We start from the raw sequence: 25,790 nt of genomic DNA on the forward strand, positions 1-25,790 counted from the left end.
CATCCGGAGTTCCACTGCGCTGTTACCAGGCTACAATTATCGAATCGCTAAAACTTGTAGTGCATCACGAATTAGCTGCTCACAACTTTTAGAACCATCATTTATTTTATTGACGGCCTTTAATGCCTCTTGAGGTTTATAGCCTAAAGCTTCCAAAGCACTCACTGCTTCATCCGGCCCGCTCATCATTGGAATTGCTTTGCTGAGCGAGTTAGCAACGGACACAGAAAATTGTTTTATACTATCACGCATTTCAATAACTAAACGCTCTGCAGTTTTTTTACCTATACCAGGCAATTTCATTAAAAAGGAAGCATTTTCTTGTTGAATACATTGAATAAACTCATTTGGTGTAGTACTAGAAAGTATTGACATGGCAACTTTTGGACCAATGCCATTTACTTTTATTAAAGCTCTGAACAACTCTCTTTCTTGTCGCTCCAGAAAACCATACAGTAATAAAGCATCCTCACGAACTACCGTATGTATGTGCAATCCTACCGAACTATTAATGCTCTCCAACTGAAAAAAGGTATTTAATGATGTTTCCACATCGTATCCAACACCTTGGACATTAAGAACCAATTTTCCTGGTTGATGCTTATCAATAATATGCCCATCCAACCAACCAATCATCTTTTTCTTCTCCTTAATCCTTGCCTGCCTATCATAGATGATACGTTATGACGCATATGACTATGACATATCGCTATAGCTAATGCATCCGCAGCATCTTTTTGGGGTGCCTTATTCAATGCAAGCAGATGCACTACCATATGACTTACTTGAGCTTTTTCTGCAGCACCATAACCCACAATCATTTGTTTAATTGCACGCGCTGAATATTCACTGACTTTCACACGGTGGGATGCTGCTGCAACCATAGCAACACCACGAGCATGTCCTAACTTTAAAGCTGAATTGGGATTCTCATGCATAAATACTTGTTCGATCGCTACTTCGGCAGGCGAATAATGGTCCATTAATTGGCAAATACCATCATATATTTGCAATAATTTTTGGCTTAATTCACCATCTGGGTTAGTACGTATACAGCCACTATCAATGTATTCGATTTTACGGTTTGATTCTTTTATCAAACCGTATCCGGTAATCCGTGATCCGGGATCTATCCCTAAAATGATGGTCATTAATTTATTGATTCTAATAATTTTTCTGAGAACTCAGCATTACTGTATACTTCTTGAACATCATCTAAGTCTTCCAGCATGTCAATTAATTTCAATAGGGTTTCTGCTGACTCATCATCGATAGAAACCAAAGTTTGAGCTCGCATAGTTAAATGTGATTGCTCAATTTCTAGACCCGCCTCAGTAAGTGCATTTAATACACTATGATATGCCTCAACTGGTGTAATCACTTCAATTTGTCCTTCATCTACAGAAACATCATTTGCTCCTGCATCTATGGCAATTTCCATAACCTGCTCTTCAGACTGTCCAGAAGTCATAAGAATCTCTCCCTGATTGGTAAAGAGATAAGATACTGAACCATCTGTCCCTAAATTTCCACCGTTTTTCGTGAATGCATGGCGTACGTCGGATACAGTTCGGTTTTTATTATCTGATAAACAATCTACAAGTACTGCAACCCCGCCAGGTCCATACCCCTCATAACGCATAGCAATCATTGCGTCGCCATCGAGTCCACCAACACCTCGTTTGATGGCATTATCAATTGTATCGCGCTTCATATTCGCAGCCAGCGCTTTTTTTACTGCGTCTCTTAATCGTGGGTTGGAAGACTCATCACCTCCTCCCATACGAGCTGCGACAGTAATTTCACGAATTAATTTAGTGAATATTTTTCCACGTTTTGCGTCTTGCACTCCTTTACGGAATTTAATATTTGCCCACTTACTATGACCTGCCATAATGTTACCCCAAAACCTTATTTAATTTTGCATAAATTATACATGCTCTTTTGTTAAAAAGAATAACTTAACGTACATTTGGACTCGACATTTTTAACTTTTTTAGACTATAGTAGCCACCAGCATTAAGTTTTTAATTTTGTCTTGTCGTCATCCCAAGTGCAACGAGGATCTCCAAAATAACGCGGTGGTACATTATGGAGATCCCTCGCTATGCTTGGGATAAGGGCATAGTCTCGCGGATTACACGGTGTTATTCCGCACTACAAGACAGCAGACTACTCAGTGAATCATAACGCTAAAGGAGATCAACAGTGTATTTGCAAGGATTTGGTAATCATCATCAAACTGAAGCAGTTCCAGGTGCTTTACCCAGCGGCCAAAATTCACCACAACACTGTAACTTAGGACTTTATGCTGAACAATTAAGTGGCACGGCTTTTACACGTCCAAGACAGAATAACTTACATAGTTGGCTTTACCGAATATTACCTTCTGTAGTTCAAGGCACTTATCAAGCCCACGAAATGGAACTGTTTAAACCGTATCATGCGGAACAGTCCCCCAATCCCTTGCGTTGGTCCCCTATAGACCTATTTAAAGAAGAGAACTTTGATTTTGTAGAAGGAATGTTTCATCTTGCTGGAAGTATTAATGTGAATGCGTACATTTATCATTGCACTCGTTCCATGCAAAATAAATACTTTGCAAATAATGATGGAGAAATGCTTTTTGTTCCTTACTCCGGTGAAATCAATTTACATACTGAGTTTGGGAAACTTAATGTATGCCCTGGTATGATAGCCGTCATTCCTCGCGGTGTTAAATTTAAAATGGAGCTTGTTGATGCGGAAACCAAAGGATATCTTTGTGAAAACAGCGGTAGCCCGCTTACTCTACCTCAATTAGGGACTATAGGCGCAAATGGATTGGCGAACCCTCGACATTTTCAATACCCAGTTGCAGCATTTGAACAAGGTATTACCGAAGCCACTCTTATATGTAAGTATCAAAATAAATTATGGATGGCAAAATGCAATCATTCCCCTCTTAATGTAGTCGCATGGCATGGTAATTATGCGCCCTATTGTTATGATCTAAGCTTATTTAATACAATAAATACAGTAAGTTTTGATCATCCTGATCCATGTATTTTTACCGTATTAACTTCAGAAAGTGACACACCCGGCGTTGCCAATTTAGACTTCGTCATTTTCCCACCTCGATGGATGGTTTCTGAGCATACATTTAGACCGCCTTATTACCACCGAAATTACATGAATGAACTTATGGGGCTTGTACGTGGTGAATATGATGCGAAAAAAGAAGGATTCTCACCGGGAGGAGTAAGTATCCACAATTGCATGACCCCGCATGGACCAGATCAAATAAGTTATGAAAATGCGGTAGCGCAAAAACTTACACCTGAACCTTATTTAAATACTTTGGCCTTCATGTTTGAAACTAGAGATGTATGGCTGGTTACAGAGCAGGCAATGCGCATTCCTCAGCTGCAAAAAGATTATGCGCACTGCTGGCAAGGACTTAAAGCAAATTTTGAATGTTCTTAAACATTGTCCTTCTGATTTTTAGCCCGGGTTTCGCTTCGCCACACCCAGGCTACATTAAAAATGTTTAACCAAAAACCTTAAATCCTTTATTTAAAGCACAGTCAATTTGAAAGCTTGCAAGTTGCTGATAATTGCGAGCATTCATTACTGTATTTTTTATAGAAACACTTCCATCCGCATTTATATTGTATTTAACAAATTCAAATACAGGATTGTTGCGAGCAAGAGGATTATCCAGTGTAAAATGCTTCAGCGAAGTAGCAATTCGATTATTATCAATAACAAGAAAAGCAGTAGGTTGAACTGAGGCAACAATAGAATTCGCAGGTGCTTTTTGAGCATTGCATTCTTGAATATTCATTACCAGTGTAATTTTTTTTCCTTGAGATATTGAATCAGCAATGTCGGTAAATGTTGCTAATTGTTCTGCATGAGCCGCTGATGATAAAACAATCAATGCAGATAAAATCATTTTTTTCATTACAACCACACTCCTTATTTTCAGGTTTTAATAATAAAAATAGCCTGGACAAAACGAAATTTGAACCATCGTTTTACTCAGGCTAAAATAAACAGTTCACTGGCATACTTTTGTAATTGGACGTTTAGAACAAATCTTCCTGTGTTAATCCCATTTTTTCCAACAAGCCACGCAATGTCTTTAATGCTTCGACTTGAATTTGTCGAACACGCTCTCGCGTTAAGTCTATTTCTTTACCCACATCCTCAAGAGTTGCTTTTTCAAACCCTCTTAAGCCAAATCTTCTTGCAATAACCTGTTGTTGATTTTCAGTCAATTTATCTAATAGAGACTCTATATGCAATCGCAAGTTTTCATTAGTTAAGAGTTCTGCAGGATTTACACTGTTTTCATCAGCAATAGTATCCAATAGTGATTTATTTTCATCAAAACCTATTGGAGTATCTACAGAAGTCACTTTATCGTTTAACCCCAACAACTTCTGCACATCTTCCAGAGGTTTATCAACCATTTCTGCAATTTCTTCAGGTGAAGGTTCATGATCTAATTTTTGTGTGAGTTGTCTTGCCGCTCTAAGATATACATTCAGTTCTTTAACTACATGGATAGGTAAACGAATTGTTCGCGTTTGATTCATAATCGCGCGTTCAATCGTTTGTCTAATCCACCATGTGGCGTAAGTGGAAAAACGAAAACCGCGTTTAGGATCAAACTTTTCAACAGACTTCATTAACCCTAAATTTCCCTCTTCAATTAAATCGAGAAGAGGCAAACCACGATTAAGATAACGACGTGAAATTTTAACAACGAGACGTAAATTGGATTCAATCATCTTTTTGCGAGCAGCAACATCCCCTTTCAAAGCAAGAGTTGCATAGTGCACTTCTTCTTCAGCACTGAGTAAAGGAGAAAATCCAATTTCACTCAAATACAGTTGAGTCGCATCCATCATTTTAAGTGCAGCTTTGCCACGAAAAGTTGGGAAGGCGATATCATCCGTAAAATCATGAAGCTCTTCATCCTCACCATCTTTTTCAAGAAGCGAATCAATCTCCTCTTCCGCTAAGAGCGATTCATCATCTGGCTCAGGCCAATCTCCGTCCTTAATTTCTGGTTCTTTAATTGACTCATCGTCTTCGTGCATTCTTTTTCACCATAGTGTTAGTCATGTTGCCAAATTTATTCCATAACTACATTATACTTCAAAACAAAGATTATTGTTGCTATAACTATAAGCTATCTGTCAACCTTTTTGTAGATAATTCAAAGGATTGACTGGTACACCTGATCTCCTGATTTCAAAATGAACACCCGTATACTTGCGGTCAATAACCCCTGCTTCTGCGATTATTTGCCCTGCGTTTACATGCTGTCCCTCGGAAACCATAATTCGCGCGTTATTACCATAAGCAGTTAAATATTCATGATTATGCTTAATAATAATTAAGTTACCATAGCCAGCCAAACCACTTCCAGCATAGGCAACTACTCCTCCTGCTGCGGCAATGACTTTCTCACCTTTTTTACAAGCAATATTTATGCCTTTTTTGCCCTGCTCTGGAACAAATGATGTGATCACACGTCCGCTCACAGGCCACAACCATCCAGAGGAGGAACGGGCATATCTATTTGCAGGCGAATAAATTACTGAAGGTCTTGCTTTAGGAGCAACATAATAATGCCTTATTGGCACTGGCCGACGTGCTGTTTGTCTGTGCCGAGGAACAATACCTTGCAAGTTGATTACCTGCCCGACTCTTAAGGCATAAGGAGGATAAATATGATTCAAGCGAGCCAGAGTTCTAAAATCAGTATCATACCGGAAAGCGATGGAAAAAAGTGTGTCGCCACGCTTCACAATATAAACTTTTTGTCGCCAAGGATTCCACTTCAACTCAGTAACTGGAGCTAAATTACCCCCACAACCCACTAAGGTCATGACAAGGAAAAGACATAAAAATCTTTTGCACAGTGTAACTATCATTTATTACCTCAAACAAATTGTTTTATTCAATGCAAACCCCATCGAGCCAATTAGCCAGTTGATCAAACATTTTGTAATTCGTCATATCCAAATGAAGTGGTGTGATTGAAACATACCCTTCACTTATCGCATAAAAATCTGTTCCAGGACCTGCGTCTGCTTGCGGTCCAGGCAAACCGATCCAATAAATAGGCCGCCCTCTAGGATCTTGATCCTTTACAACAGGTTCAGCACCATGCCGCGTTCCTAATCGAGTCACTTGCAATCCTTTTAATTTATCCAAGGGCACATCAGGAATATTAATATTTAAAATGGTTTGAGAAGGAAGACTGTGTTGACCCAACTTCATCACCAATTGCTTGGCGATAACTGCTGCTGTTTCATAATGCTGGATGTTATCTCCTACCATAGAAATTGCAAGAGCAGGCAAGCCCAAATAACGTCCTTCCATTGCGGCAGCTACAGTGCCCGAATAGAGGATATCATCGCCTAAATTAGCTCCCTCATTAATTCCAGACACAACCATGTCAAATTCAGTACTTAAAAAACCAGTGACTGCCAAATGCACACAATCAGTTGGAGTACCTTCAACACTATAATAACCATTATCCAATTTTTTGACTTTTATTGGCTGAGATAAAGTCAAAGAATTACTTGCACCACTTCTATTTCTGTCTGGAGCAACGACATCTATGTTTACAAAAGTAGATAATTCTTTAGCTAATATGTTAATTCCAGGTGCAAAAACCCCATCATCATTGCTTATCAATACGTTCATTTTTAACTCGTCGGTGATTCAAACCATCTAACTACAGCTAAATAATCAGCTAAGTCACGTTCATTTTGAGTTAAATCGGCTTGTAAATTTTCATTAGTGGTTTCGGCTTTTAATTGTGCTCGTTGTTTCGCAATTGTCTCTTGCAAGGCCATGATTTTTTTCCCAAAACCTTGAGGACTAAGTTGTAATTGATATGCTAGTTTATTCATGCGGCTAGCAAGAGTTTCTAGCTGCTCACAGGTCAATCCCTGCGGCTGTCTTTGCGGGCAGCTTTTTATCGCTTGCTGCAATTCATTGGGGTGCGATTTGTAATAATGTTCATCTTTAGTCGAACACGATGCTAGCCCTAAAATTACGAGTAGCACTGCCAAATATTTATTCATACTCAACCTATTATAAACGACGAAAAAGCGATATTATCATTAGACAACTGCTAACGCCATCTTATGAGATAACCATGCTTGATTTTAAATTGCTACGTGATCCACAAACAGGAGAGCAATATATTGAAACCTCTCTTTGTGGGAAACCGCTCCTCACTACGCCCCAATTAAATAAAGGGACAGCTTTCACAAATGAGGAAAGAAAAGAGTTCGGACTGTTAGGGAAACTTCCTCATCGAGTTGAAACACTGGATGAACAAGTCAAACGCGCCTATTTGCAATATTCAAGTTATACCACTCGCTTACAACAAAATATTTATTTAAACAATTTACATGATAAAAATCAGATTCTTTTCTATAAATTGATTAACCGACATTTAGGCGAAATGCTGCCTACAATATATACGCCTATAGTAGGCACCGCGGTGAAACGTTTCAGCCATGAATACAGACAACCTCGAGGATTGTATATTTCTCATTCAGATAAAAATCAAATAGAAGAAATATTAAAGAATCGCTCTAATCCTGAAATTGATGTGATCGTCGTAACAGATGGTGAAGGAGTTTTAGGTATTGGTGATCAAGGAATCGGAGGAATGGATATTCCTGTTGCTAAGCTCATGGTTTATTGTTTATGTGGTGGAATTGAGCCCACTCGTACCCTCCCCGTTTTCCTTGATGTCGGTACGAACAATCAGGAACTGCTCAATGATCCTATGTATCTAGGATGTCGTCATCCACGCATCAATCCCGCAGCATATGATGACTTCATTTCCACCTTTGTTCATGAAATCCACAAACAATTTCCCAATGCATTTTTACACTGGGAAGATTTTGGTCGTGGTAATGCGCGACGCATTCTGGAAAAATTCCAAGATCAATTATGTACCTTCAATGATGATATTCAAGGTACTGGTGCAGTTACCTTAGCGGCATTATTAGCAGCCTGTGATGTAACAGGTTCAAAATTACATGAACAACGCATTGTTGTCTTTGGTGCAGGTTCAGCAGGAACAGGGATTAGTGATCAAATTGTTGATGCGATGGTTCGCGAAGGGATTAGTCCCGAAGAAGCTTATCAACGCTTCTGGTTAATTGACCGCCAAGGATTATTACTCAACACAGACCCAGACCTTACCGAAGCACAAAAATACTACGCACGTACCCCTAAAGAAATAGAAGCATGGGCGATTAATGAAAAACAACACCCATCACTTACTGACACAGTAAGACATGTGAAACCCACTATTCTTATTGGTTGTTCCGCTCAGCCAGGAGCATTCTCTCAAGACATCATTGAAACCATGTCCGTCAACTGTGAACGTCCTATCATTTTTCCGTTATCTAATCCTGATGAAAAGTGTGAAGCAAAACCGGCTGATATCTTAATATGGAGCCAAGGAAGAGCATTAATTGCTACGGGAACAGCCTTCCCTGCAGTTGAATACCATAATCGCATGGTGCAAATTGCCCAATGCAATAATGCACTGGTTTTCCCAGGAATAGGATTAGGTGTTCTTGCTGTTAATGCAACAAAATTAACAAAAGACATGATCTTGGCTGCGGCCCATGCTTTGTGTAAGTTTGCACCAAGCAAAAAAGAAAGCTACTTACCATTATTGCCTTCATTAGATGATGCGCAAACTGTTGCTAAAGAAATTGCAGTAGCCGTAGCACGTTGTGCTATAGATTCCGGACTTGCGCAAAAAAATCATGATGCCGATTTGGAAAAATTAGTAGCAGATATGTTTTGGGAACCAAGATATTTGCCTTTTAAAAAAGCATGATGATGTCTTGTAGCCTGGGTGCTGAGCACCCAGGTGCCACCCACCATTAGTTTCCATCTTTTTTTACAAAGTTCACTTTAATTTTTTTAATTGTTGCAGTTTTAGGCTCCCAGGAGCGCGCATATTTAAAAACAAGCACAGTACTTTCAGGGTAACTTTTCCCTTTCTTTAATTCAAAAGTGAAATGCATTTGCCCACCAGCACCAATAAGATTAGTCTTCGTTCCTTCATAAGCACTGTTGCTAAGAATTAATAGATTTTTATCATACCGGACAACCTTCCACTGAAATCCTGTCGTTGGATTTGCTGGTAAAGTCACTACAAAATTGGGATTATTTACACTCACGTCCATGGTTGAATTATCATTTGCGGAGGCCATCATGGAACAACTGAGAAGCAAGAGACCAAGTATTGTTTTCATGCACAAGCTCCTTTTGGATTTTCTACACATGAGTTTAGCTTATTTTGCAACATTCTGTTACTTCATTTTCTAGCCCCTAGATTTTATATATTTAGATAATCAATGAGGCCAGGCTTAGGGCAAAGCCGTAACCCAGGTTGCAGATAAAAAGTCGGGCACTAATCCCCGGGTTCCGCTTCGCTGCATCCAAGCTACAAACACTCATGATACTGCCCTTAGTTGTGTATTTTTTATTTATTACATCGACTCACTAATTTTCAATATAAATCTTGATCTTAAGGCATAGAAAAGCGATTATTTTATCCTTTGTAATCACAGTTAGGAGCGCGTGTGGAACACGAAACCATGGAATTTGATGTAATCATCGTCGGTGCAGGACCGGCGGGGTTATCTGCCGCGATTAAATTGAAACAATTGGCCTTAGCCGCCCAAAAAGAATTATCGGTGTGCATCTTGGAAAAAGGCGCTCAAGTTGGAGCTCATATTCTTTCTGGAGCAGTTTTAGAGCCAAGAAGCCTTAAAGAGCTTCTCCCAGAAACCTGGCAGGATGCGCCTTTAGATACTCCAGTAACTGAAGATCTGTTTTACTTTCTATCTAAAAAAAGTGCCTACAAACTACCTACGCCCAAACCAATGCATAATGAAGGCAATTATATTATTAGCCTGGGTGAGCTTTGCATGTTTCTTGCGCAACAAGCTGAATCTCTGGGTTGTGAGATCTACCCTGGTTTTGCTGCCGTGCAAGCGCTTTATAATGATCAAAACCAAGTTATTGGTGTGGCAACTGGGAACGTGGGCCTCGATAAAAATAAAGAAAAAACCAATAATTACCAACCAGGTATGCATTTACTTGCGAAACAGACGTTGCTTGCTGAGGGATGTCGTGGGCAACTTAGCCAAGGCCTAATGGCGCGCTATCATCTTAGAGACAAAACCAACCCACAAACGTACGGTTTGGGTATAAAAGAAATTTGGCAGGTCAAACCAGAACAACATCAACCCGGAAAAGTCATTCATACTATAGGTTGGCCAATGGACCACGCAACCTACGGCGGTTCATTTATGTATCATTTATCGAATCATCGTGTTGCCATTGGTTTTGTTGTGGGTTTGGATTATAAAAATCCCTGGCTAAATCCTTTCGCGGAATTTCAGCGGCTCAAAACACATCCATTAATTCAGCCTGTTTTAACTGGAGGCGAACGAATCAGCTATGGTGCACGTGCACTGAATGAAGGTGGGTGGCAATCTTTACCGAAACTTACTTTTCCAGGTGGTGCATTAATTGGTGATGCGGCTGGTTTTCTTAATGTTCCTAAAATAAAAGGAATACACACCGCAATGCAATCGGGCATGCTTGCAGCTGAAGCATGTTTCGAGGCATTGCAGCAAGAAAACACGCCCCAATTTGAACTAACTACTTACCCTCAAAAAGTCAAAAACTCTTGGCTGCATGGTGAGCTTCGTTCTGTACGCAACATCAGACCAGGATTTAAATACGGCTTAATTCCAGGTTTGCTCAATGCAGCACTTGAAACTTATATTACACGTGGCCACTCACCATGGACCCTAACCAATCATGCCGATCACAATACGTTGATTCCAGCCAACAAAGCCAAGAAAATCGACTACCCTAAACCTGATGGAGTTCTTACCTTTGATAGGCTTTCATCTGTCTTTTTATCCAATACCTATCATGAGGAAAATCAACCCTGCCATCTCGTATTAAAAAAACCTCAATTGGCAATAGAAGTCAATTTAAAAACCTATGCATTCCCTGAAGGTCGTTATTGTCCTGCAGGAGTATATGAAATTGTTGAAGAAGAACATGGTCCCAGATTACAAATTAATGCTCAAAATTGCATTCATTGTAAGACCTGCGATATCAAAGACCCTCGACAAAATATTGTCTGGAATGCGCCTGAAGGAGGTGGTGGTCCTAATTACTCTGGAATGTAACGCTCAAACAGGTTGGGCTTTAAAAGCTCAACCTGAATTAAAATCCACTTAACGAGCTATTTTGCAAAAAAAACTCATTTTGCCGATGTTTTTTTCACCATTATCAATTAAAATCCACCCACTCCAAATAAACGAGTGCAGCATTGAACTGTTGACTGTCTAAAAGAAAGGCTATTTATGTCCAGATTAACGAAACTACATAAAAAAATACTTACTAATTTTAATACTTATATATCTGATGCAGAACAGATAAAGTTATTGGCTGCAAATATTAGCCTATTTGAAGAGATACCTGACTCCTATTTAAAAAAACTTTTTAAAAGAATCTCTGCTTTTGATTTGCTGCAAAATAACCAGGTTCTCTTAATTGTTGCAGACAGCTACATTCAATATGCACTTGAAAATAAAAATACAACCAACCTGAATGACCTACTTATTCTTTTAAATAAGGCGGCAGGCTGCTTTCAGAGAATTATTAATGCCAATGAGTCACTTCCTCCTGCTCTATTAAATCAGGAACACTCAGAACAGTTACTTATCGCCAAATTTCAACTACATAAAATCAAATTTCTTGAAGCTGAAATGCGACTCTTTTTTATTGAGAAAGAAATAAAGAATAATTCACAAAATATAGCCTGGGTGCGTAGAGAGTTAAGAGAGATTCTTAATGAATATACTTACTTTAAAAGGACTTTGGCGAAGTATTACAAAGACTCTACGCTTAGAAGTCAACTTTCAATCAATGATACACTCTTACATTCTATCGATGAAGGGTTTACATTAGCAAAAAATTTATTAGATAACTTACCTCCACAAACAACAAAGCGTCGTCAACTTGAGGCTGTCCCTGTGGATGATGGCAAAGCAGATGAAAACACAGAAGATTTATCCCAAGCAAAGAGAAACAAAAAAGATACAAGTGACAATCAAACAAGTACTTCAAACACTGAGAATAGCAATCCAAGCTCTGAGTTGACTGGTTTAGACCTTTTAAGTGCTTATGTCGCTGAGGTAGCCCCTATGGAACTTAATGACGAAAACACTATGGTTCCACCTATGTCAGAACCTAATTTTACACCGCAAATTTTTTGGACCCAACCACCATCCAAATCTACAACAGACAGTAGGAAGTTTTTAACTGAATTTAATCAATGGTCTAGTGCATACTTCCATACACGCAGCGACTATTCAGATGCCAAAAAAACTAAAAAAGCTCTCGAAAAAATTGCTCATGCTTTGTTATTTGCAGCAATAAAGTTACAGAAAGAAAGTTCAATTTTTAAAGATCAACAATTTAATCCAGCCATTCAAATCGCGGTACAGTTATTTTCATTGGCATGTGTCAAAGAGGCAAAAACAACTTCTGAAGCGACAGAAAAATTAGGCCAATTATCAAAGACCTACGCACCTCTTTTAAGACCGTTCGTACGTTCATTTTTCCATAAGACATCACCTGAAAAATTCATTAGCCATCTAAGAAATCAATTTATGGCCATAAGTCAAACGAATGTTTCCTTTCTAGGTTTAGAACCTCAAGAACTTGTTGAGCAATTATTTAAACATTTGGAAACCGTATTAACTGCTGATGATTATGAAAAAGTAACACAATGTTGCCTCGATTGTGTCACACAAGCTCATATGAGGTTAGAGCATAACTCTTTACCATCACATAAATAAAAGCATTGAAATTTAGTGAGGCAGTCACTAGTGACTACCTCATTTTAAGCAGCATGCCAACTAGAAAAGTTTAGTAAACAATATTTTTTGAGTAATAGTTCACGGTTATTTTTTAAGGCGATAAGCGTTGTAAATACCATTGATTTTGTTTTAAACCATATTCCCAAACATCCGATAATTCATCCTGTCGATATGCATAGAACACAAAACGTTGAGGTTGTATACGAAAACCACAATACTCGGGACTTAGAGGGATTGATTCACCATGAAACGAGTCCTCAATCTTTTGGCGTTTTCCTTCAAGGACCTCTTTGCTCTCAATTGCATGCATTGAAGTGGCTGCGTAGCTTAAAAAACGAATTTGCGCCCATTGCGGGTACGTTTCCCAATATTTTTTATTCTCTGCATCATTTAAAAATTGCGCATTACCTTCAATAATAACTTCTCTTTGCAAAAGTTCCAACCAGAAAACAAGGCTTACACGGGGGTTACTTTTTAATTCCATTACCTTGCGAGTACCTTTTTGGGTAAAGAATAAAATTCCTTCGTCTGAAATCTCACGAACCGCAACAACTCGACTATGTGCAGCACCATCTATCGCTGTAGATGACAAAACAGCGTGATTTGGATTAGGTGCTCCTGCCTCTCGTTCACGTTCCAACCAAAGACTCAATTCAATAATAGGATTTGCTTGCATTGCCTATTTTCCTACGACTTAAAAAGTGTTTTATTAATTGTACTTGCAACTCTGTTTTCAGCATACCATCGACAATCAAATTGGCCTTTCTTTTCAGATCTTCATCAAAAAATAAAGCTCTTGCCTCATTTACATAAAATAACAACTCCTCCAAAAGCTCAGCTTTCCCTTTGTTATTCTCTTTAAAATCGCGTAACACCCTTCGGCATAAAGAAATATCTAAAGGAACGTCAATATGAAAACATAAATCAATATATTGCCCAGTCTGGTGATGCAAACGCCCTAAAGGCGCATCAAAAATAATAAGCTCAGTCGGTCTCAATACATTATGAGTTACCGGATGTACAATAGAAGCACCTGATTTAAGTGTCTGTAGTACCTGTGCTAGTTCACAGTAATTCCATTCGTGATAATCTTGTCCTCGTTGATACCAATCCACGTAATCTTCTGGTGCAATTGAAATCTCATCAAACTCATCCCAACTGATTAACACTGCATTTAAACCCTGTGCTAAAGCAGCCGCAAGTGTTGATTTACCAGCACCTGATACCCCACTCACACCAAGTATCATTACCATAACACCCTCCGTAGCCTGGGTGCAGCGCAGCGGAACTCGGGATCGACGTGATTACTTTCCCCAGTCTCTGCATTGCTTCACTCAGAGCTCTATGAATTCTTTTGAGCAACCCATACCGTTGCATCGCCACAATCTGGATCGCGAATTTTATGTACTATTACATGTAGGTTATTCTTATGTAAAATTGCTTCATACTCATTGCTATCCAGTGATGCATGATATAAATCATAACCACCATTATCACCCCAAACTTCTCCTGCCTCAGGACCTGAAGTAAAAAGTAATAGGCCTTTGGGTTTTACTAAGGATGAAAATAAACTCAACGTACTTCTTTGATCCGCTTGAGTTAAATGAAAAAAACTATGCCATGCAATGACAACATCAAATTGCTCATTAAATTTCATCGCACGCATGTCTGTTAAAATCCATTGGGCATCCGGGAACATTTTTTTGCAACGCGCGATCATTTTTTTGCTCGCATCAACACCAGTTAACTCATAACCTGCTTCAATAAAAAATTTTGCAATGGGCTCACCAGTACCACATCCAACGTCCAAAACACGTCCACCACAAGGAAAATGCTCTCTGACTTTTTCCAAATAAAATTGTTCCATATCCAGCTCTTTATTACGATGAACATCATACCAATCAATGATGTGATCATAAGCTTCATACACTTTATTTTTGTTTGATTTTTTCATCACTTTATCTTGATAATTTTAAATTGAAATATGGGGGCCAATGCTATCAACTGTCAGGTTAATCTACTTGTGAAGCGACTTTAAGAGCTACTTTACCGCTGATTTTTTATCTTTTACTTATCCACCAAAGTCCATTCTATTTTCGTCATCGGTATCTTCTTTAGGGCGCATGTCTTGCAAAGCAGATTTATATTTCATTATAGAATCCGATAGATTATGATCCTGAACAATGTCTATCTTTGTAGCAAGCTCTGAATCGGATGACATTGCATCAATTACAGACGCAAAAAACTTCACAGCACTCGCTAAAGCACGCCATAATGAAGAGGAACTTCCCATTGCCTTATGAGAAAGGTTAACTAAATCCTCATTAACCTTATGCATTTCCACCATCTCACCCTTCTGCAATAAACTCAAGTTATTATTACATTGTGCAATAATATGAGTCAGCGTATCCAATTTTTTGGGATCCATGTTTTTCAATACACCCTCATCATTATGGTCCGCAATTGCATCCAGCCGTTTTAATATCTTATTCATTGCATGTTTAAGAGGCCTACTCGCCTGCTTTTCTGCAAAGGAAGTATAAAGGTCCTGATATGCTTTTACTGCTGCATCTTTAAAAAGGTTATCTATGTCTTTTATTTCTTCTTTATTATCAATTTTTTCTTTGAGTTTACTATAACAATCTAAACGGGCTCTGACGCCTTCCCCATGCTCACATTGAGCCAGTGAATCCAATAATGCCTGCATTAACTCTTGCTTTGCTGCTAATTGTTTTGGATCTCCAGCACACCACTCAAGCTCGCCAAATAAAACCGTTGAAAGTTCTTTTTTCAAAGGTTCATCCAATGAAACATGCAGCCGCTGAAAACACTCCAGCTTACTTTGATGTAAAGCAATCGCTTTATCTAAAAACCCTTCAGGGCCTAAATAATCTTGATAAATTTTTATTAGTTGTTCTTTAACGCCAACATCACTTTTCTGCATTTTTTGAATTTGCTCGGCTAAGAGAGGGGCAACACCATACAAGCGAGAGGCCATTAAATTTTTAACTTGCTCAAAATGATTAATTTTTAAACTAGTATGAGGTGGACTGATAACCACAGTATGATCTCGCTCAGAATCAGGTTCAGGCTCAATCTGAGTTACTCGCTCATCTGCTACAATTCCATTTTTAGATATCGTACCATCATGAATCGCCACAAAATCAAGCATACCATATCCTGTATAGCCCACTCGCTTTGGATCCGGACCGCGTATATGATTGTAGGTGGATTCGCCACTGTACTGGGCTGCCGCAAGAGAAACACGATGAATGCCATGTATTTCGGGATACTTACTCGGATCATCCCACATATTAACCTCTTGACCCTGCTCATCAACTCTATGACGAGTATTCACATCATATCCCGAAAGCAATAAATTAGGACAGGCCGCTACAAGGTCATCCCAATTCGTCACCTCTTTTATTGTTGCTTTATGAAGAACATGCCAATCTCGATTGCGTTTCAGAATATTACTAGCATCTAAATGACCACTTACTGCTTGCGCATGGATACACTCTCCGTTTCGTGTTATGGAAAAATCAGTGACCAATCCACCTTTGTTATATCCTGGACCACTACTGAGTCTCTCAAAAAGTCCATCGCCTGGACTACGTCGTGCTTCTCTTGGGGTTTTCTTACTTAGCACTAAGTCATTCTTATAAATAATAAAAGATGCTATTCCCGTATTCGAATGAAATTGTGTATCCAGTTTAGTGTGGGTAGCCATTTGCCCCAAACACTCTACCTTATAACCCTCGCTAACCAGGGCTTCAAGTTGTTTTTGGGTATTTTCAAAGTGGACTTCTTGACAATTGATCACATAAAAATCGGCATTGTCTTCTGCAAGTAATCGCGCAATTTCTCCACCGGCTACCATCCCAATAGCATCATTACCACAATTCGCTGTAATTGCCCGATATTTAAAAGCCATGGAACCCTCTCACTACTGATCCATAATTTCATTGACCTATATTACAAATATAGACTATCGCTTAGGTATCACGCAGTAGACATTAAGACTTTGCTCATCAATCGCCACTTTCGAAGCATAGTTTGATAGATTTTTATCCAATCACATTCAGCAACGAGCGATTTACCTCGGGAGGGCGATATCTACTCTTAAAAACGATTACCGCATCAACTATTTGCTCTACATCGCCTTTTTCAGCCCAAAAACTTTGAAATGCTAAGGGGTATTTTCTTAACATATCTTTTTTAGATATTTCTGTAGGATGGTGCATTACTTTTGACATTGCTGTTAATAGTTTAATTTTATCTTTTATTGTCCCATGCTCTGCTGCCTCATTTTGTCTTAAAATGTGTAATCTTTGTTGAATAAGCCTGAGAAGATAAGGTTTTGCCTCATCCAAATCCATCGTGCGAATCAATGCACTATAATCGCAACATGTAAACATTCTATGATGTTTCGGCTCCATTTCTTGAGCGTTTTCGAGTTTTAAAATCTCCTGCTGATGTGCCATTGCATCCTGATTGGCATCTGGCTTACTCAAATGCAGCCATCCTTTGATTAACTTTTTTACATCATAGGGAGTCATCCGCCACAATATATCAAAAGCAGTAAACAACACCGCTGTAATTGAAAAGGCACTACCTACAGCGGGAATAATAGGAAAGAGCAATACAAACACAACGGCCCCCAAAGCAGAAGCTAAAAAAGCCGTAGCAAACAGGTTACTAAATGCCGCTTGAATGTAGTGCATACGCTGAATGCTATTTTTTGGAGATTCATAAGCTCGAAATAAATTGAGTCCAAACATCATCAACTGATGGCTGGATGCCACAATTAAGCTACTGAAAAAAAACCAAGGACCTGCCGCAAAACTAAAATTAAGTAGTACAGATAGGGCTGCACCATAAAGCGATATACTTGCTAAAGCGGCACACGCGGCTGAAGTGATGAAAAGAAACCAGCGATCAAAATTGCGGTTGCTGGCTTTTGCCAGCCGATATCCATTAATTAGAGCATTTGCAGTCAATAATAAACCTATAAAAGGTAACATGACGTAAAATAAAGGGGATGCACGAAATGCCGCTGATAACCCAGCGTCAGCCATTGTAGTAAAAAGGGCTATTTCCTGCGCTTCTCTAAGGTATGTAATTGCTTTCTGGATGTGAGTAACAAACATAAACCTCCTGATTATTATTATTCTTAGTACTTGGGAGACCTATAAAAACTCTTAACTTGTGGCCTAGTTGCTTGCAACCAGGATTTTCTGTGTGATCTAAAGATCCTGGTGCAAGCAACTAGGCCACTTTTTTCTAAGATTCTTTTTTTGTAACAAAGAGACAGCGGTGCCTATCAGAGAGATATACCTTTGCCTCTCTATCGCTCCCCCACTTGTGGAGGAGCGATTTTATTTTATTGTCGCAAATGAGGGAACAAAATAACATCTCGGATTGACTGGGAGTTGGTAAATAACATGACCAATCGATCAATACCGATACCCTCTCCTGCCGTAGGTGGTAATCCATATTCCAGAGCCTCGATATAATCACTATCAAAATGCATCGCTTCTAGATCACCCGCATCCTTTTCTTCAACTTGCTTACGAAAACGTTCTGCTTGATCTTCTGCATCATTTAATTCAGAAAAACCATTGGCGATTTCTCGACCAGCAATAAAAAATTCAAAACGATCTGTCACTTCTGGATCATTATCGCTGCGACGTGCCAAAGGTGATATTTCCGTAGGATATCCCGTAATAAAAGTAGGCTGAAATAACTGATGTTCAACAGTTTCTTCAAACAATATAATTTGCAACTTGCCTAAACCGTCTGTTTCTTTAAAAGCAAAGCCCTTTTTCTGCAAAAGTGCCCGACAACTCACAATACTCTCAAGTTGTTGTGCCTCGATTTCAGGGTGGTAATATAAAATTGACTCTTTTACAGTCATGCGTGTAAATGGCTTATTAAAGTCGATGATTTGACCTTGATATTCAATCTGGCGTTTTTCTAGTACTGTATCACAGAGATAACGCAATAATTCCTCAGTAAAATTCATCAAATCTTTGTAATCAGCATAGGCTTGATAAAACTCGACCATTGTAAACTCTGGATTATGGCGTGTTGAAATGCCTTCATTACGAAAATTACGATTAATTTCATAAACTCGCTCAAATCCACCTACAACGAGACGTTTTAAGTAAAGCTCAGGTGCAATACGCAAATACATGGTCATATCCAATGTATGATGATGCGTCACAAAAGGTCGAGCCATAGCTCCCCCTGGAATAGGATGCATCATGGGTGTTTCCACTTCCAGAAAGTAATTTTTATCCATAAATTGTCTAAACGCTTGAATTAGTCGTGAACGCGTTAAAAACGTATGACGGCTTTCATCATTAGCAATTAAATCAACATATCGCTTACGATATTTCACCTCTTGATCGGCTAAGCCATGGAACTTATCAGGCAAGGGTCGTAATGACTTCGTTAATAATTCTACACGTTCTGTCTGTACCGTAAGCTCACCGGTGTTTGTTTTGAACAACTCACCTTGAACACCCACTATATCGCCTAAGTCCCAATGCTTAAATTCTTCATACTGCTCAGGGAGATCATTAGCACGAATGTAGACTTGCATGCGTCCGGAAACATCTTGAATATGGAAGAAACTGGCCTTACCCATAATACGTCTTAATACAATACGGCCAGCGACAGTTACTTTAACATGCTGTTGTGCTAACGTTTCCTTATCTAATGAATCATAATCATTTATTAGCTCTTTGGCTAAATCTTCACGACGGAATTGATTTGGAAAGCTAAAGCCCTTTGTACGTAATTCAGCTAATTTTTGTTTGCGAATAAGATAAACTTCACTCTCATCAATATGTTCTATTTGTTCGTCACTCATGCTGCCCTACTCCTGCCTTTAAACTGGCTTCAATAAATTGATCCAATGCACCATCCAATACTGCCTGAGTGTTGCTCGTTTCAACACCAGTGCGTAGATCTTTAATACGAGATTGATCTAATACGTAAGAACGGATTTGAGATCCCCATCCTATATCTGATTTACTGGCTTCCAATGCCTGCTGCTCTGCATTTTTCTTTTGCATTTCCAATTCATACAACTTAGCGCGCAGCTGCTTCATTGCCTGATCTTTATTCCGATGCTGGCTTCTATCATTCTGACATTGTACTACAATCCCACTTGGAGCATGAGTAATACGTACAGCCGAGTCAGTTCGGTTAACGTGCTGGCCTCCGGCTCCGGATGCTCGGTACGTATCAATGCGTAAGTCAGCCGGGTTAATTTCTATATCAATATCATCATCAACCTCGGGCGAAAGGAAGACTGCTGCAAAAGAAGTATGTCGTCTATTGCCCGAATCGAAAGGAGATTTTCGTACTAGCCGGTGTACCCCACTTTCTGTACGCAGCCAACCAAAAGCATACTCACCCTTAAAATAGATAGTAGCACTTTTAATACCTGCAACCTCTCCTGGTGAACATTCAATTAATTCGGTAATAAATCCGTGCTGTTCTCCCCAACGTAGATACATGCGCAATAACATTTCTGCCCAATCTTGAGCCTCCGTTCCCCCTGAGCCAGATTGAATATCCAGGTACGCATTTGAATTGTCCATTGCTCCCGAAAACATGCGGCGAAACTCTAGATCAGCGACTTTTTGTTCAATAGAGGATAATTCTTCACCAATTTCATTTATCGTTTGCTCGTCATTTTCTTCGCGTGCAATCTCAAATAATTCATGAAAATCATTAATGGATTGACTTAATTGCGTTAAAGTTGAAACTACCGCTTCGAGTTGCGTTCTTTCACGCCCTAATGCCTGAGCTACTTCAGGATTATCCCAAACTGTGGACGATTCTAGTTCGCGAATAACCTCTTCCAAACGCTCACTTTTAGCGTCAAAGTCAAAGATACCCCCTAAGCGCGTGTACTCGCTGCTCAAGATCCACCAGATTAAGATTAATTTGGTTAACTTCTAACATAAGTGTCTCTTTAAAAAATAATAAATTGAGTCAATGTAGCCTGGGCGAAACGAAGCGTAACCCGGGTAACCCTTCGTTTCGCCCAGGCTACAAAAAAAATAAGCTTGGGATTTTACCGTGAATACAGTTAAAAAAACAACTTTATGGAGTCTTCATTGCTGTTCGATAGGCTTGCAAGTTCATTAATAAATCAGCTTCCGCAGGGGATAAATGACAACTATCGACAATTTCATCTCGATTGCCCCCCATTTCCAAAATACGTAAAGCATGCCGATAACCGCCATCATTCTCTCTTTTATTTTCTAAATCCTGAATTTGGTTATCCATACTAATTAATTGCGTATTAATTTCCTTTAACTGTTTGGAAAACAATAAATCAGCATGCACTAACATGGGATGATCTTTGATAATTTGATCGATCAATTTTTGTTGTGTCTCTAGTTTTTCCTGAATATCAATTAATTTTTTGCGTTGATTTAATAAGTAATTTACTACCAATGAAAAAATAATCACATTTAAACATGAAAGAAAAATTATCATTTTATTTCCTTATTCCCAATGACTACACGATGGGTTTGCTCACTTAATGCAGGATTAAAAAGACGAGGAACATTTCGACTCGGGGCAATAACGATACTCACCCTGCGATTTGCCGCTCTCCCTTGTTCTGTAATGTTATCTGCAATTGGAAATTGTTCCCCATAACCCGTTACTAAAATACGTTGTGTTGAAATCCCAAATGAATTTAAAATTCGACCAACGGCCGCTGCACGCATGGCTGAAAGCTCCCAGTTTGATGGAAACTGTGGGGTTTCTATAGGAATATTATCCGTATACCCTTCTACAGCAATAATAGAAGACGATTTTTTAATTTTACTCGCCAGGCGCATTAATTTAACAAAAGCGCCTGGTTTTAAATCAGCCTCACCGGACTCAAACAAAGCACCTGATTTAATGTCCAACTCTATCCAACCTTCTTGACGGTTAATCTTATAATTTCCATCTTCCAATTCGGATAGCGATTGATTCAACTCATCAAGTCCATCATTATAGAGTCCATGAACTTGTTTGGTTTGCGGTCCATCTTTTTTATTATCCGTTGATTTGAGCGCACGAGCCTCATCTTTTTTATTAAAAGCTGATTTCATCCCCTCTGAAAGTGAGTGGTATTTTGAAACATTCACGGAAGAAATAGCGTACATCACAACAAAGAATGCAAAAAGCAAGGTAATAAAATCTGCATAAGAGACAACCCAGCGATGATGGTCATTATGTTGTTCATTTCTTTTTTTTCGTGATTTCATTTTTCTTATGCTGACCAAAGTTATTGAGTTTTAACAGCAAGATCCCTGGACTTTCCCCTGAGGCGATGGCGACTAAACCTTCTACAATCATTTCGTCATAGTGCACTTTATGAGCAATACAACTTTTTAATTTATTCGCCACAGGCAAAAAAATGAGATTCGCCATTCCAACTCCGTAAATAGTCGCTACGAAAGCAACCGCGATACCTAATCCCAATTCACTCGGCTCAGATAAATGACGCATCACTTGAATCAATCCTAATACTGCACCGATAATTCCGATAGTTGGGCTGTATCCGCCCATACTTTCAAAAACTTGTGCTGCATGCATGTCATGATTTTCTACACGTTCAATCTCATCTTCCAAAACTTGTCTAATCGTGAGTTTGTCTACACCTATAACCAATAGCTCTAATCCTTTATTAATCAGCGGGTTCCTTTCAACTTCCAAATGCTCTTCCAGAGAAAGTAATCCCAGTTGGCGTGCTTTTCGTGCCAACTCAAACATTTTATTACGGCAAGGTTCAAAATCGAGTTTTGGGGGTTTTATGACCCAAGGTAGAATATTAAATGCTCTCTTAAAGGTACTCAGTGGTGTTTGCACCATAACGGCACCAATTGTTCCTCCTAGCACGATAAGCAGTGCAGACACATTCATTAAAGCCTGCATGCTTCCGCCTTCAAACACCTGGCCGATTATAATAGCTAAAAAGCTGGTTAACATCCCTATTAAAGTTAAAACATCCATTGTTTTTTATTCCGGTAAACGTGATTTAATCCGATGTGTTGCCTGGCTAAGAATCTGTGATACGCGTGATTCACTAACGCCGATAACGTCCCCAATTTCTTTTAAATTCAGATCCTGTTCGTAGTATAAAGAAAGTACCATTCGCTCCTTATGGGGCAATCCTCGGATGACTTCCGATAAACGACTCATCAAATCATTATGAAATACATTAACATGAGGTTCAGCATATCCATCTTGAACTTGCAACACATCATCGGTGACACCCAGGTCTTCAAAACCGTACAGATGACTGCTCACTGAGTCTTGTAACATTTCATGATACTCATCAAGTGAAATACCAAGTTCCGTTGCAATTTCTGAGTCCTTAGCTTCTCTTCCTAATCGATGCTCAACATGTTTTACTGCTTCAGAAATCATTCTTGAATTACGATATACTGACCGAGGCACCCAATCATTACGTCTTACTTCATCGAGCATATATCCTCTAATTCGAATTCCTGCATAGGTTTCAAAGGAAGCACCTTTGGAAGAGTCGTAATGTTTTGTTGCTTCCAGCAATCCAAGCATTCCTGCTTGTATTAAATCATCCAATTGCACGCTTTGCGGTAAACGTCCTAATAAATGATGCGCTATACGCTTAACCAACAAGGCATGGTTTTTTACCAGCGTTTCTTGGATTTGCTGATTAACTTTGCTATAGGCAGCCAAAGCATCCACAATATTCTCCTTAAAATTCACCTGCTACTAATCGCTCTAAAAAGAAACTGGTATTACCACCCAGTAAAGAGCTGGAAGGCCATTCAGATACTTCATCTGCTAACTGTCTAAGTGCCAAAGCAGCAGCAGAATCTGGATAAGCAATTAATACAGGTTTTTGCATTTTTACTGCCCTGTGTATGTGTTCATCAAAAGGTACCGCTCCTAAATAGTCTAGCTGAACCTCAAGAAATTGCTCGGAAACTTTGAATAATTTGTTAAATAATTCCCGTCCATCTCTTTCATTTCTCACCATATTGGCCAAAATATGAAAACGCGTCCATTCATAACGTTTACTCATTACTTTAATTAAAGCATATGCATCAGTTAATGAAGTGGGTTCATCACATACAACAACAATTAATTCTTGCGATGAACGGGCAAAACTTAAAACCGTGTCTGAAATCCCAGCTGCAGTATCTATAATCATGTAATCTAAATCATCGGTGAGCTCATTGAAGGCATCGATGATTCCTGCAAGCTCCGGTGGAGAAAGTTGGGTCATAAATTCTGTCCCTGAAGCTGCGGGAATGACACTAATGCCATTTGGTCCTGGCAAAATAATGTCACTTAAATGACAGGCGCCCTGTATTACATGAGATAAATTATACTTTGTATGTAATCCCAGCATAATATCGATATTTGCCAATCCTAAATCGGCATCGAGTATCATCACTCTTTTGTTAAGCTGGGCCAAACCAACTGCCAAATTAACGGAAACATTGCTCTTGCCTACTCCGCCTTTCCCGGCAGAGACAGCAATTACCTTAATTGGTTTAGCACGTGACAGATTCCTCAGACCTGAAGCCTGATCACGTATATTTTTCTTTACTTTAGACATGATATTCTCTCCCAGCACCTTGGTGCCCTTTTCCAACCTTGTTTGTCTGGAATAGCTGTGCTTCCTGCTCTGCAAACAACTCAATTAGTTGGTGACGTGTTGCCATTTTAATGTCTTCGGGTACACGTTGTCCGTGTGTGAGATAGCTCACTGCTAAACCTGACTCAATGAGTGCGCTTAGTGCACCACCTACTGCTAATGACTCATCCAGTTTGGTTAAAATACACTGATCAACTTGATTTGCCTCATAACGTCTTATGGCATCCACTAATACTTGATAGTGGCTGGTTGCAGGTAGAACCAAAACCTTAGAAATCGATTGCAAATAAGTGCCTAATACATGCATTTGTTTTGCAACTCGCTCATCTGCCGGATTCATTCCCGCGGTATCAATCAAAATTAATTTTTTGTCGCTTAATTGTCGTAATACTCGTGCTAAGGAAACTTCATCCTGAGCAACACAAACCTTAACACCCAAGATTTTTCCATACATCATAAGTTGTTCTTGTGCGGCAATGCGATAAGTATCCATAGTTACTAGTCCTAACTTATCGGCCCCAAATCTCAATGTAAATCTCGCCGCAATTTTGGCTAATGTCGTCGTTTTTCCGACACCAGTTGGCCCTACAAAAGCGTAAACGCCACCTTCTTCTATCCTATGGGTATCACGTATGGTCAATTGCTCAGAAATAAGATTCAGTACTGCTTCCCAGCCTTTTTGCTGATTCAAATCAGACCGCACAGAACATGCCCAAGTCGCAGCTGTAGTGTGACTTACCCCCAGATACAGGAGCTTCTGAAGCAAAATGGTATGCAAAGGCTCATGAACACCGACATTTCCTCTTAATTGGGCCTCAAGCATGCCCCTTAGTGTTTGAATTTCTTGACGCATATCATCAAGAGGAGTTTGCATTTGAAATTTATTAGCCTGGCTTGGTGGTTCAGCGCAAGCTACTGCGGCTGAAGTTGAAAGAATTGTTTCATCAAAATCAATCGCAGCAACAACTTCCACGCCACCTTCTACATGGTGACTGGACAAAATGACTGCATCGTCACCAAGTGTCTCTTTAATTTGTTTCATAGCGCTGCGTGTATCGGTCGCAACAAAACGTTTTAATTTCATAAAGCCTCCTGCTTATGAAGAAATTTGTTACTATTCACGCAATGCCTCTATAGAAATTGTAGTCTGATTGTAGGAAAACTGA

The 25,790-nt window shown here is 39.3% G+C and carries 26 protein-coding genes; 4 read left to right on the plus strand and 22 right to left on the minus strand.

The window, feature by feature from the left end:
• Positions 1-36 precede the first annotated feature (36 nt).
• From ruvA to BGO44_RS01900, 3 genes are read right to left on the minus strand one after another with little or no spacing between them, the layout of a single operon-like run.
• Complete coding sequence (ruvA, locus tag BGO44_RS01890; RefSeq protein ID WP_058512363.1) at positions 37-636, minus strand: Holliday junction branch migration protein RuvA; 600 nt, start codon at positions 634-636, stop codon at positions 37-39.
• Positions 633-1,151, minus strand: a complete 519-nt coding sequence (gene ruvC / locus BGO44_RS01895; RefSeq protein WP_058512362.1) for a crossover junction endodeoxyribonuclease RuvC — start codon at positions 1,149-1,151, stop codon at positions 633-635. Before ruvC ends, ruvA begins: the two co-directional genes overlap by 4 nt.
• Positions 1,151-1,894 carry a YebC/PmpR family DNA-binding transcriptional regulator gene (locus BGO44_RS01900; protein WP_273199105.1) on the minus strand — a complete coding sequence of 248 codons (744 nt, stop codon included), beginning with the start codon at positions 1,892-1,894 and terminating at the stop codon, positions 1,151-1,153. Before BGO44_RS01900 ends, ruvC begins: the two co-directional genes overlap by 1 nt.
• A 314-nt stretch (positions 1,895-2,208) precedes the next feature.
• Between BGO44_RS01900 and hmgA the strand changes: the two genes are divergently transcribed.
• Positions 2,209-3,465: a homogentisate 1,2-dioxygenase gene (gene hmgA, locus BGO44_RS01905; RefSeq protein WP_058512360.1), complete on the plus strand. Its 1,257-nt coding sequence runs from the start codon at positions 2,209-2,211 to the stop codon at positions 3,463-3,465.
• A gap of 64 nt (positions 3,466-3,529) precedes the next feature.
• On the opposite strand, the gene BGO44_RS01910 is transcribed toward hmgA, so the two are convergent.
• The 5 genes from BGO44_RS01910 to BGO44_RS01930 all read right to left on the minus strand — a co-directional run bounded on the left by BGO44_RS01910 (position 3,530) and on the right by BGO44_RS01930 (position 7,091).
• Complete coding sequence (locus BGO44_RS01910; protein WP_058512359.1) at positions 3,530-3,946, minus strand: VirK family protein; 417 nt, start codon at positions 3,944-3,946, stop codon at positions 3,530-3,532.
• Between the two features lie 124 nt (positions 3,947-4,070).
• Positions 4,071-5,090: an RNA polymerase sigma factor RpoS gene (gene rpoS / locus BGO44_RS01915; protein ID WP_058512358.1), complete on the minus strand. Its 1,020-nt coding sequence runs from the start codon at positions 5,088-5,090 to the stop codon at positions 4,071-4,073.
• A gap of 99 nt (positions 5,091-5,189) precedes the next feature.
• Positions 5,190-5,930 (minus strand): peptidoglycan DD-metalloendopeptidase family protein, encoded by a 741-nt coding sequence (locus tag BGO44_RS01920; RefSeq protein WP_273199102.1) that lies wholly within the window; start codon positions 5,928-5,930, stop codon positions 5,190-5,192.
• A 22-nt stretch (positions 5,931-5,952) separates the two neighbouring features.
• Positions 5,953-6,708 (minus strand): 5'/3'-nucleotidase SurE, encoded by a 756-nt coding sequence (gene surE, locus BGO44_RS01925; protein WP_058512356.1) that lies wholly within the window; start codon positions 6,706-6,708, stop codon positions 5,953-5,955.
• Positions 6,709-6,710: 2 nt separating this feature from the next.
• Entirely contained in the window at positions 6,711-7,091 is a 381-nt protein-coding gene (locus tag BGO44_RS01930) for an EexN family lipoprotein (protein WP_058512355.1), read from the minus strand.
• A gap of 74 nt (positions 7,092-7,165) precedes the next feature.
• Here BGO44_RS01930 and BGO44_RS01935 point away from each other — a divergent pair, with 74 nt between their 5' ends.
• Positions 7,166-8,878 carry an NAD-dependent malic enzyme gene (locus BGO44_RS01935; protein WP_058512354.1) on the plus strand — a complete coding sequence of 571 codons (1,713 nt, stop codon included), beginning with the start codon at positions 7,166-7,168 and terminating at the stop codon, positions 8,876-8,878.
• Positions 8,879-8,924: 46 nt separating this feature from the next.
• Here BGO44_RS01935 and BGO44_RS01940 read toward each other — a convergent pair whose 3' ends face one another.
• Positions 8,925-9,299 carry a protease inhibitor I42 family protein gene (locus tag BGO44_RS01940; protein WP_058512353.1) on the minus strand — a complete coding sequence of 125 codons (375 nt, stop codon included), beginning with the start codon at positions 9,297-9,299 and terminating at the stop codon, positions 8,925-8,927.
• A gap of 330 nt (positions 9,300-9,629) precedes the next feature.
• On the opposite strand from BGO44_RS01940, the gene BGO44_RS01945 reads away from it, so the two are divergent.
• Together BGO44_RS01945 and BGO44_RS01950 are read left to right on the plus strand one after the other, a co-directional pair.
• Positions 9,630-11,258, plus strand: a complete 1,629-nt coding sequence (locus BGO44_RS01945; protein ID WP_058512352.1) for an electron transfer flavoprotein-ubiquinone oxidoreductase — start codon at positions 9,630-9,632, stop codon at positions 11,256-11,258.
• Positions 11,259-11,435: 177 nt separating this feature from the next.
• On the plus strand, positions 11,436-12,935 hold the full coding sequence (locus BGO44_RS01950; protein ID WP_058512351.1) for a hypothetical protein: 1,500 nt from the start codon (positions 11,436-11,438) through the stop codon (positions 12,933-12,935).
• A 112-nt stretch (positions 12,936-13,047) separates the two neighbouring features.
• Here the strand turns inward: BGO44_RS01950 and BGO44_RS01955 are convergent, their stop codons facing one another.
• From BGO44_RS01955 to flhF, 13 genes are all read right to left on the minus strand, one after another.
• Entirely contained in the window at positions 13,048-13,632 is a 585-nt protein-coding gene (locus BGO44_RS01955) for a pyridoxine/pyridoxamine 5'-phosphate oxidase (protein ID WP_058512350.1), read from the minus strand.
• Positions 13,610-14,209, minus strand: coding sequence for an AAA family ATPase (locus tag BGO44_RS01960; protein ID WP_273199097.1), 600 nt, complete (start codon positions 14,207-14,209; stop codon positions 13,610-13,612). Before BGO44_RS01960 ends, BGO44_RS01955 begins: the two co-directional genes overlap by 23 nt.
• An 89-nt stretch (positions 14,210-14,298) precedes the next feature.
• Complete coding sequence (locus BGO44_RS01965) at positions 14,299-14,910, minus strand: class I SAM-dependent DNA methyltransferase (protein WP_058512348.1); 612 nt, start codon at positions 14,908-14,910, stop codon at positions 14,299-14,301.
• A 117-nt stretch (positions 14,911-15,027) separates the two neighbouring features.
• A complete protein-coding gene (locus BGO44_RS01970; protein WP_273199095.1) occupies positions 15,028-16,890 on the minus strand; it encodes a hypothetical protein in 1,863 nt (620 codons plus the stop codon).
• A 133-nt stretch (positions 16,891-17,023) separates the two neighbouring features.
• On the minus strand, positions 17,024-18,106 hold the full coding sequence (locus BGO44_RS01975) for a hypothetical protein (RefSeq protein ID WP_273199093.1): 1,083 nt from the start codon (positions 18,104-18,106) through the stop codon (positions 17,024-17,026).
• A gap of 233 nt (positions 18,107-18,339) precedes the next feature.
• On the minus strand, positions 18,340-19,833 hold the full coding sequence (gene lysS / locus BGO44_RS01980) for a lysine--tRNA ligase (protein ID WP_273199091.1): 1,494 nt from the start codon (positions 19,831-19,833) through the stop codon (positions 18,340-18,342).
• A protein-coding gene (prfB, locus tag BGO44_RS01985) for a peptide chain release factor 2 (protein WP_273199089.1) occupies positions 19,826-20,936 on the minus strand; the annotation gives its coding sequence in 2 pieces (ribosomal slippage) (positions 19,826-20,860 and positions 20,862-20,936; 1,110 coding nt in all). Before prfB ends, lysS begins: the two co-directional genes overlap by 8 nt.
• A 141-nt stretch (positions 20,937-21,077) precedes the next feature.
• A complete protein-coding gene (locus BGO44_RS01990) occupies positions 21,078-21,476 on the minus strand; it encodes a DUF2802 domain-containing protein (RefSeq protein WP_058512344.1) in 399 nt (132 codons plus the stop codon).
• A complete protein-coding gene (locus BGO44_RS01995; RefSeq protein WP_273199086.1) occupies positions 21,473-22,240 on the minus strand; it encodes a flagellar motor protein MotB in 768 nt (255 codons plus the stop codon). The genes BGO44_RS01990 and BGO44_RS01995 overlap by 4 nt, the downstream gene beginning before the upstream one ends.
• Positions 22,215-22,988 (minus strand): flagellar motor protein, encoded by a 774-nt coding sequence (locus BGO44_RS02000; RefSeq protein ID WP_058512342.1) that lies wholly within the window; start codon positions 22,986-22,988, stop codon positions 22,215-22,217. Before BGO44_RS02000 ends, BGO44_RS01995 begins: the two co-directional genes overlap by 26 nt.
• Positions 22,989-22,994: 6 nt before the next feature.
• On the minus strand, positions 22,995-23,705 hold the full coding sequence (locus tag BGO44_RS02005; RefSeq protein WP_058512341.1) for an RNA polymerase sigma factor FliA: 711 nt from the start codon (positions 23,703-23,705) through the stop codon (positions 22,995-22,997).
• A 10-nt stretch (positions 23,706-23,715) separates the two neighbouring features.
• On the minus strand, positions 23,716-24,585 hold the full coding sequence (locus BGO44_RS02010) for a MinD/ParA family protein (protein WP_058512340.1): 870 nt from the start codon (positions 24,583-24,585) through the stop codon (positions 23,716-23,718).
• Positions 24,578-25,708 (minus strand): flagellar biosynthesis GTPase FlhF, encoded by a 1,131-nt coding sequence (flhF, locus tag BGO44_RS02015; protein ID WP_058512339.1) that lies wholly within the window; start codon positions 25,706-25,708, stop codon positions 24,578-24,580. The genes BGO44_RS02010 and flhF overlap by 8 nt, the downstream gene beginning before the upstream one ends.
• Positions 25,709-25,790: the final 82 nt, after the last annotated feature.

Origin of the sequence: Legionella sp. 39-23, assembly GCF_001897665.1 — a bacterium.
Classification (GTDB): domain Bacteria; phylum Pseudomonadota; class Gammaproteobacteria; order Legionellales; family Legionellaceae; genus Legionella; species Legionella steelei.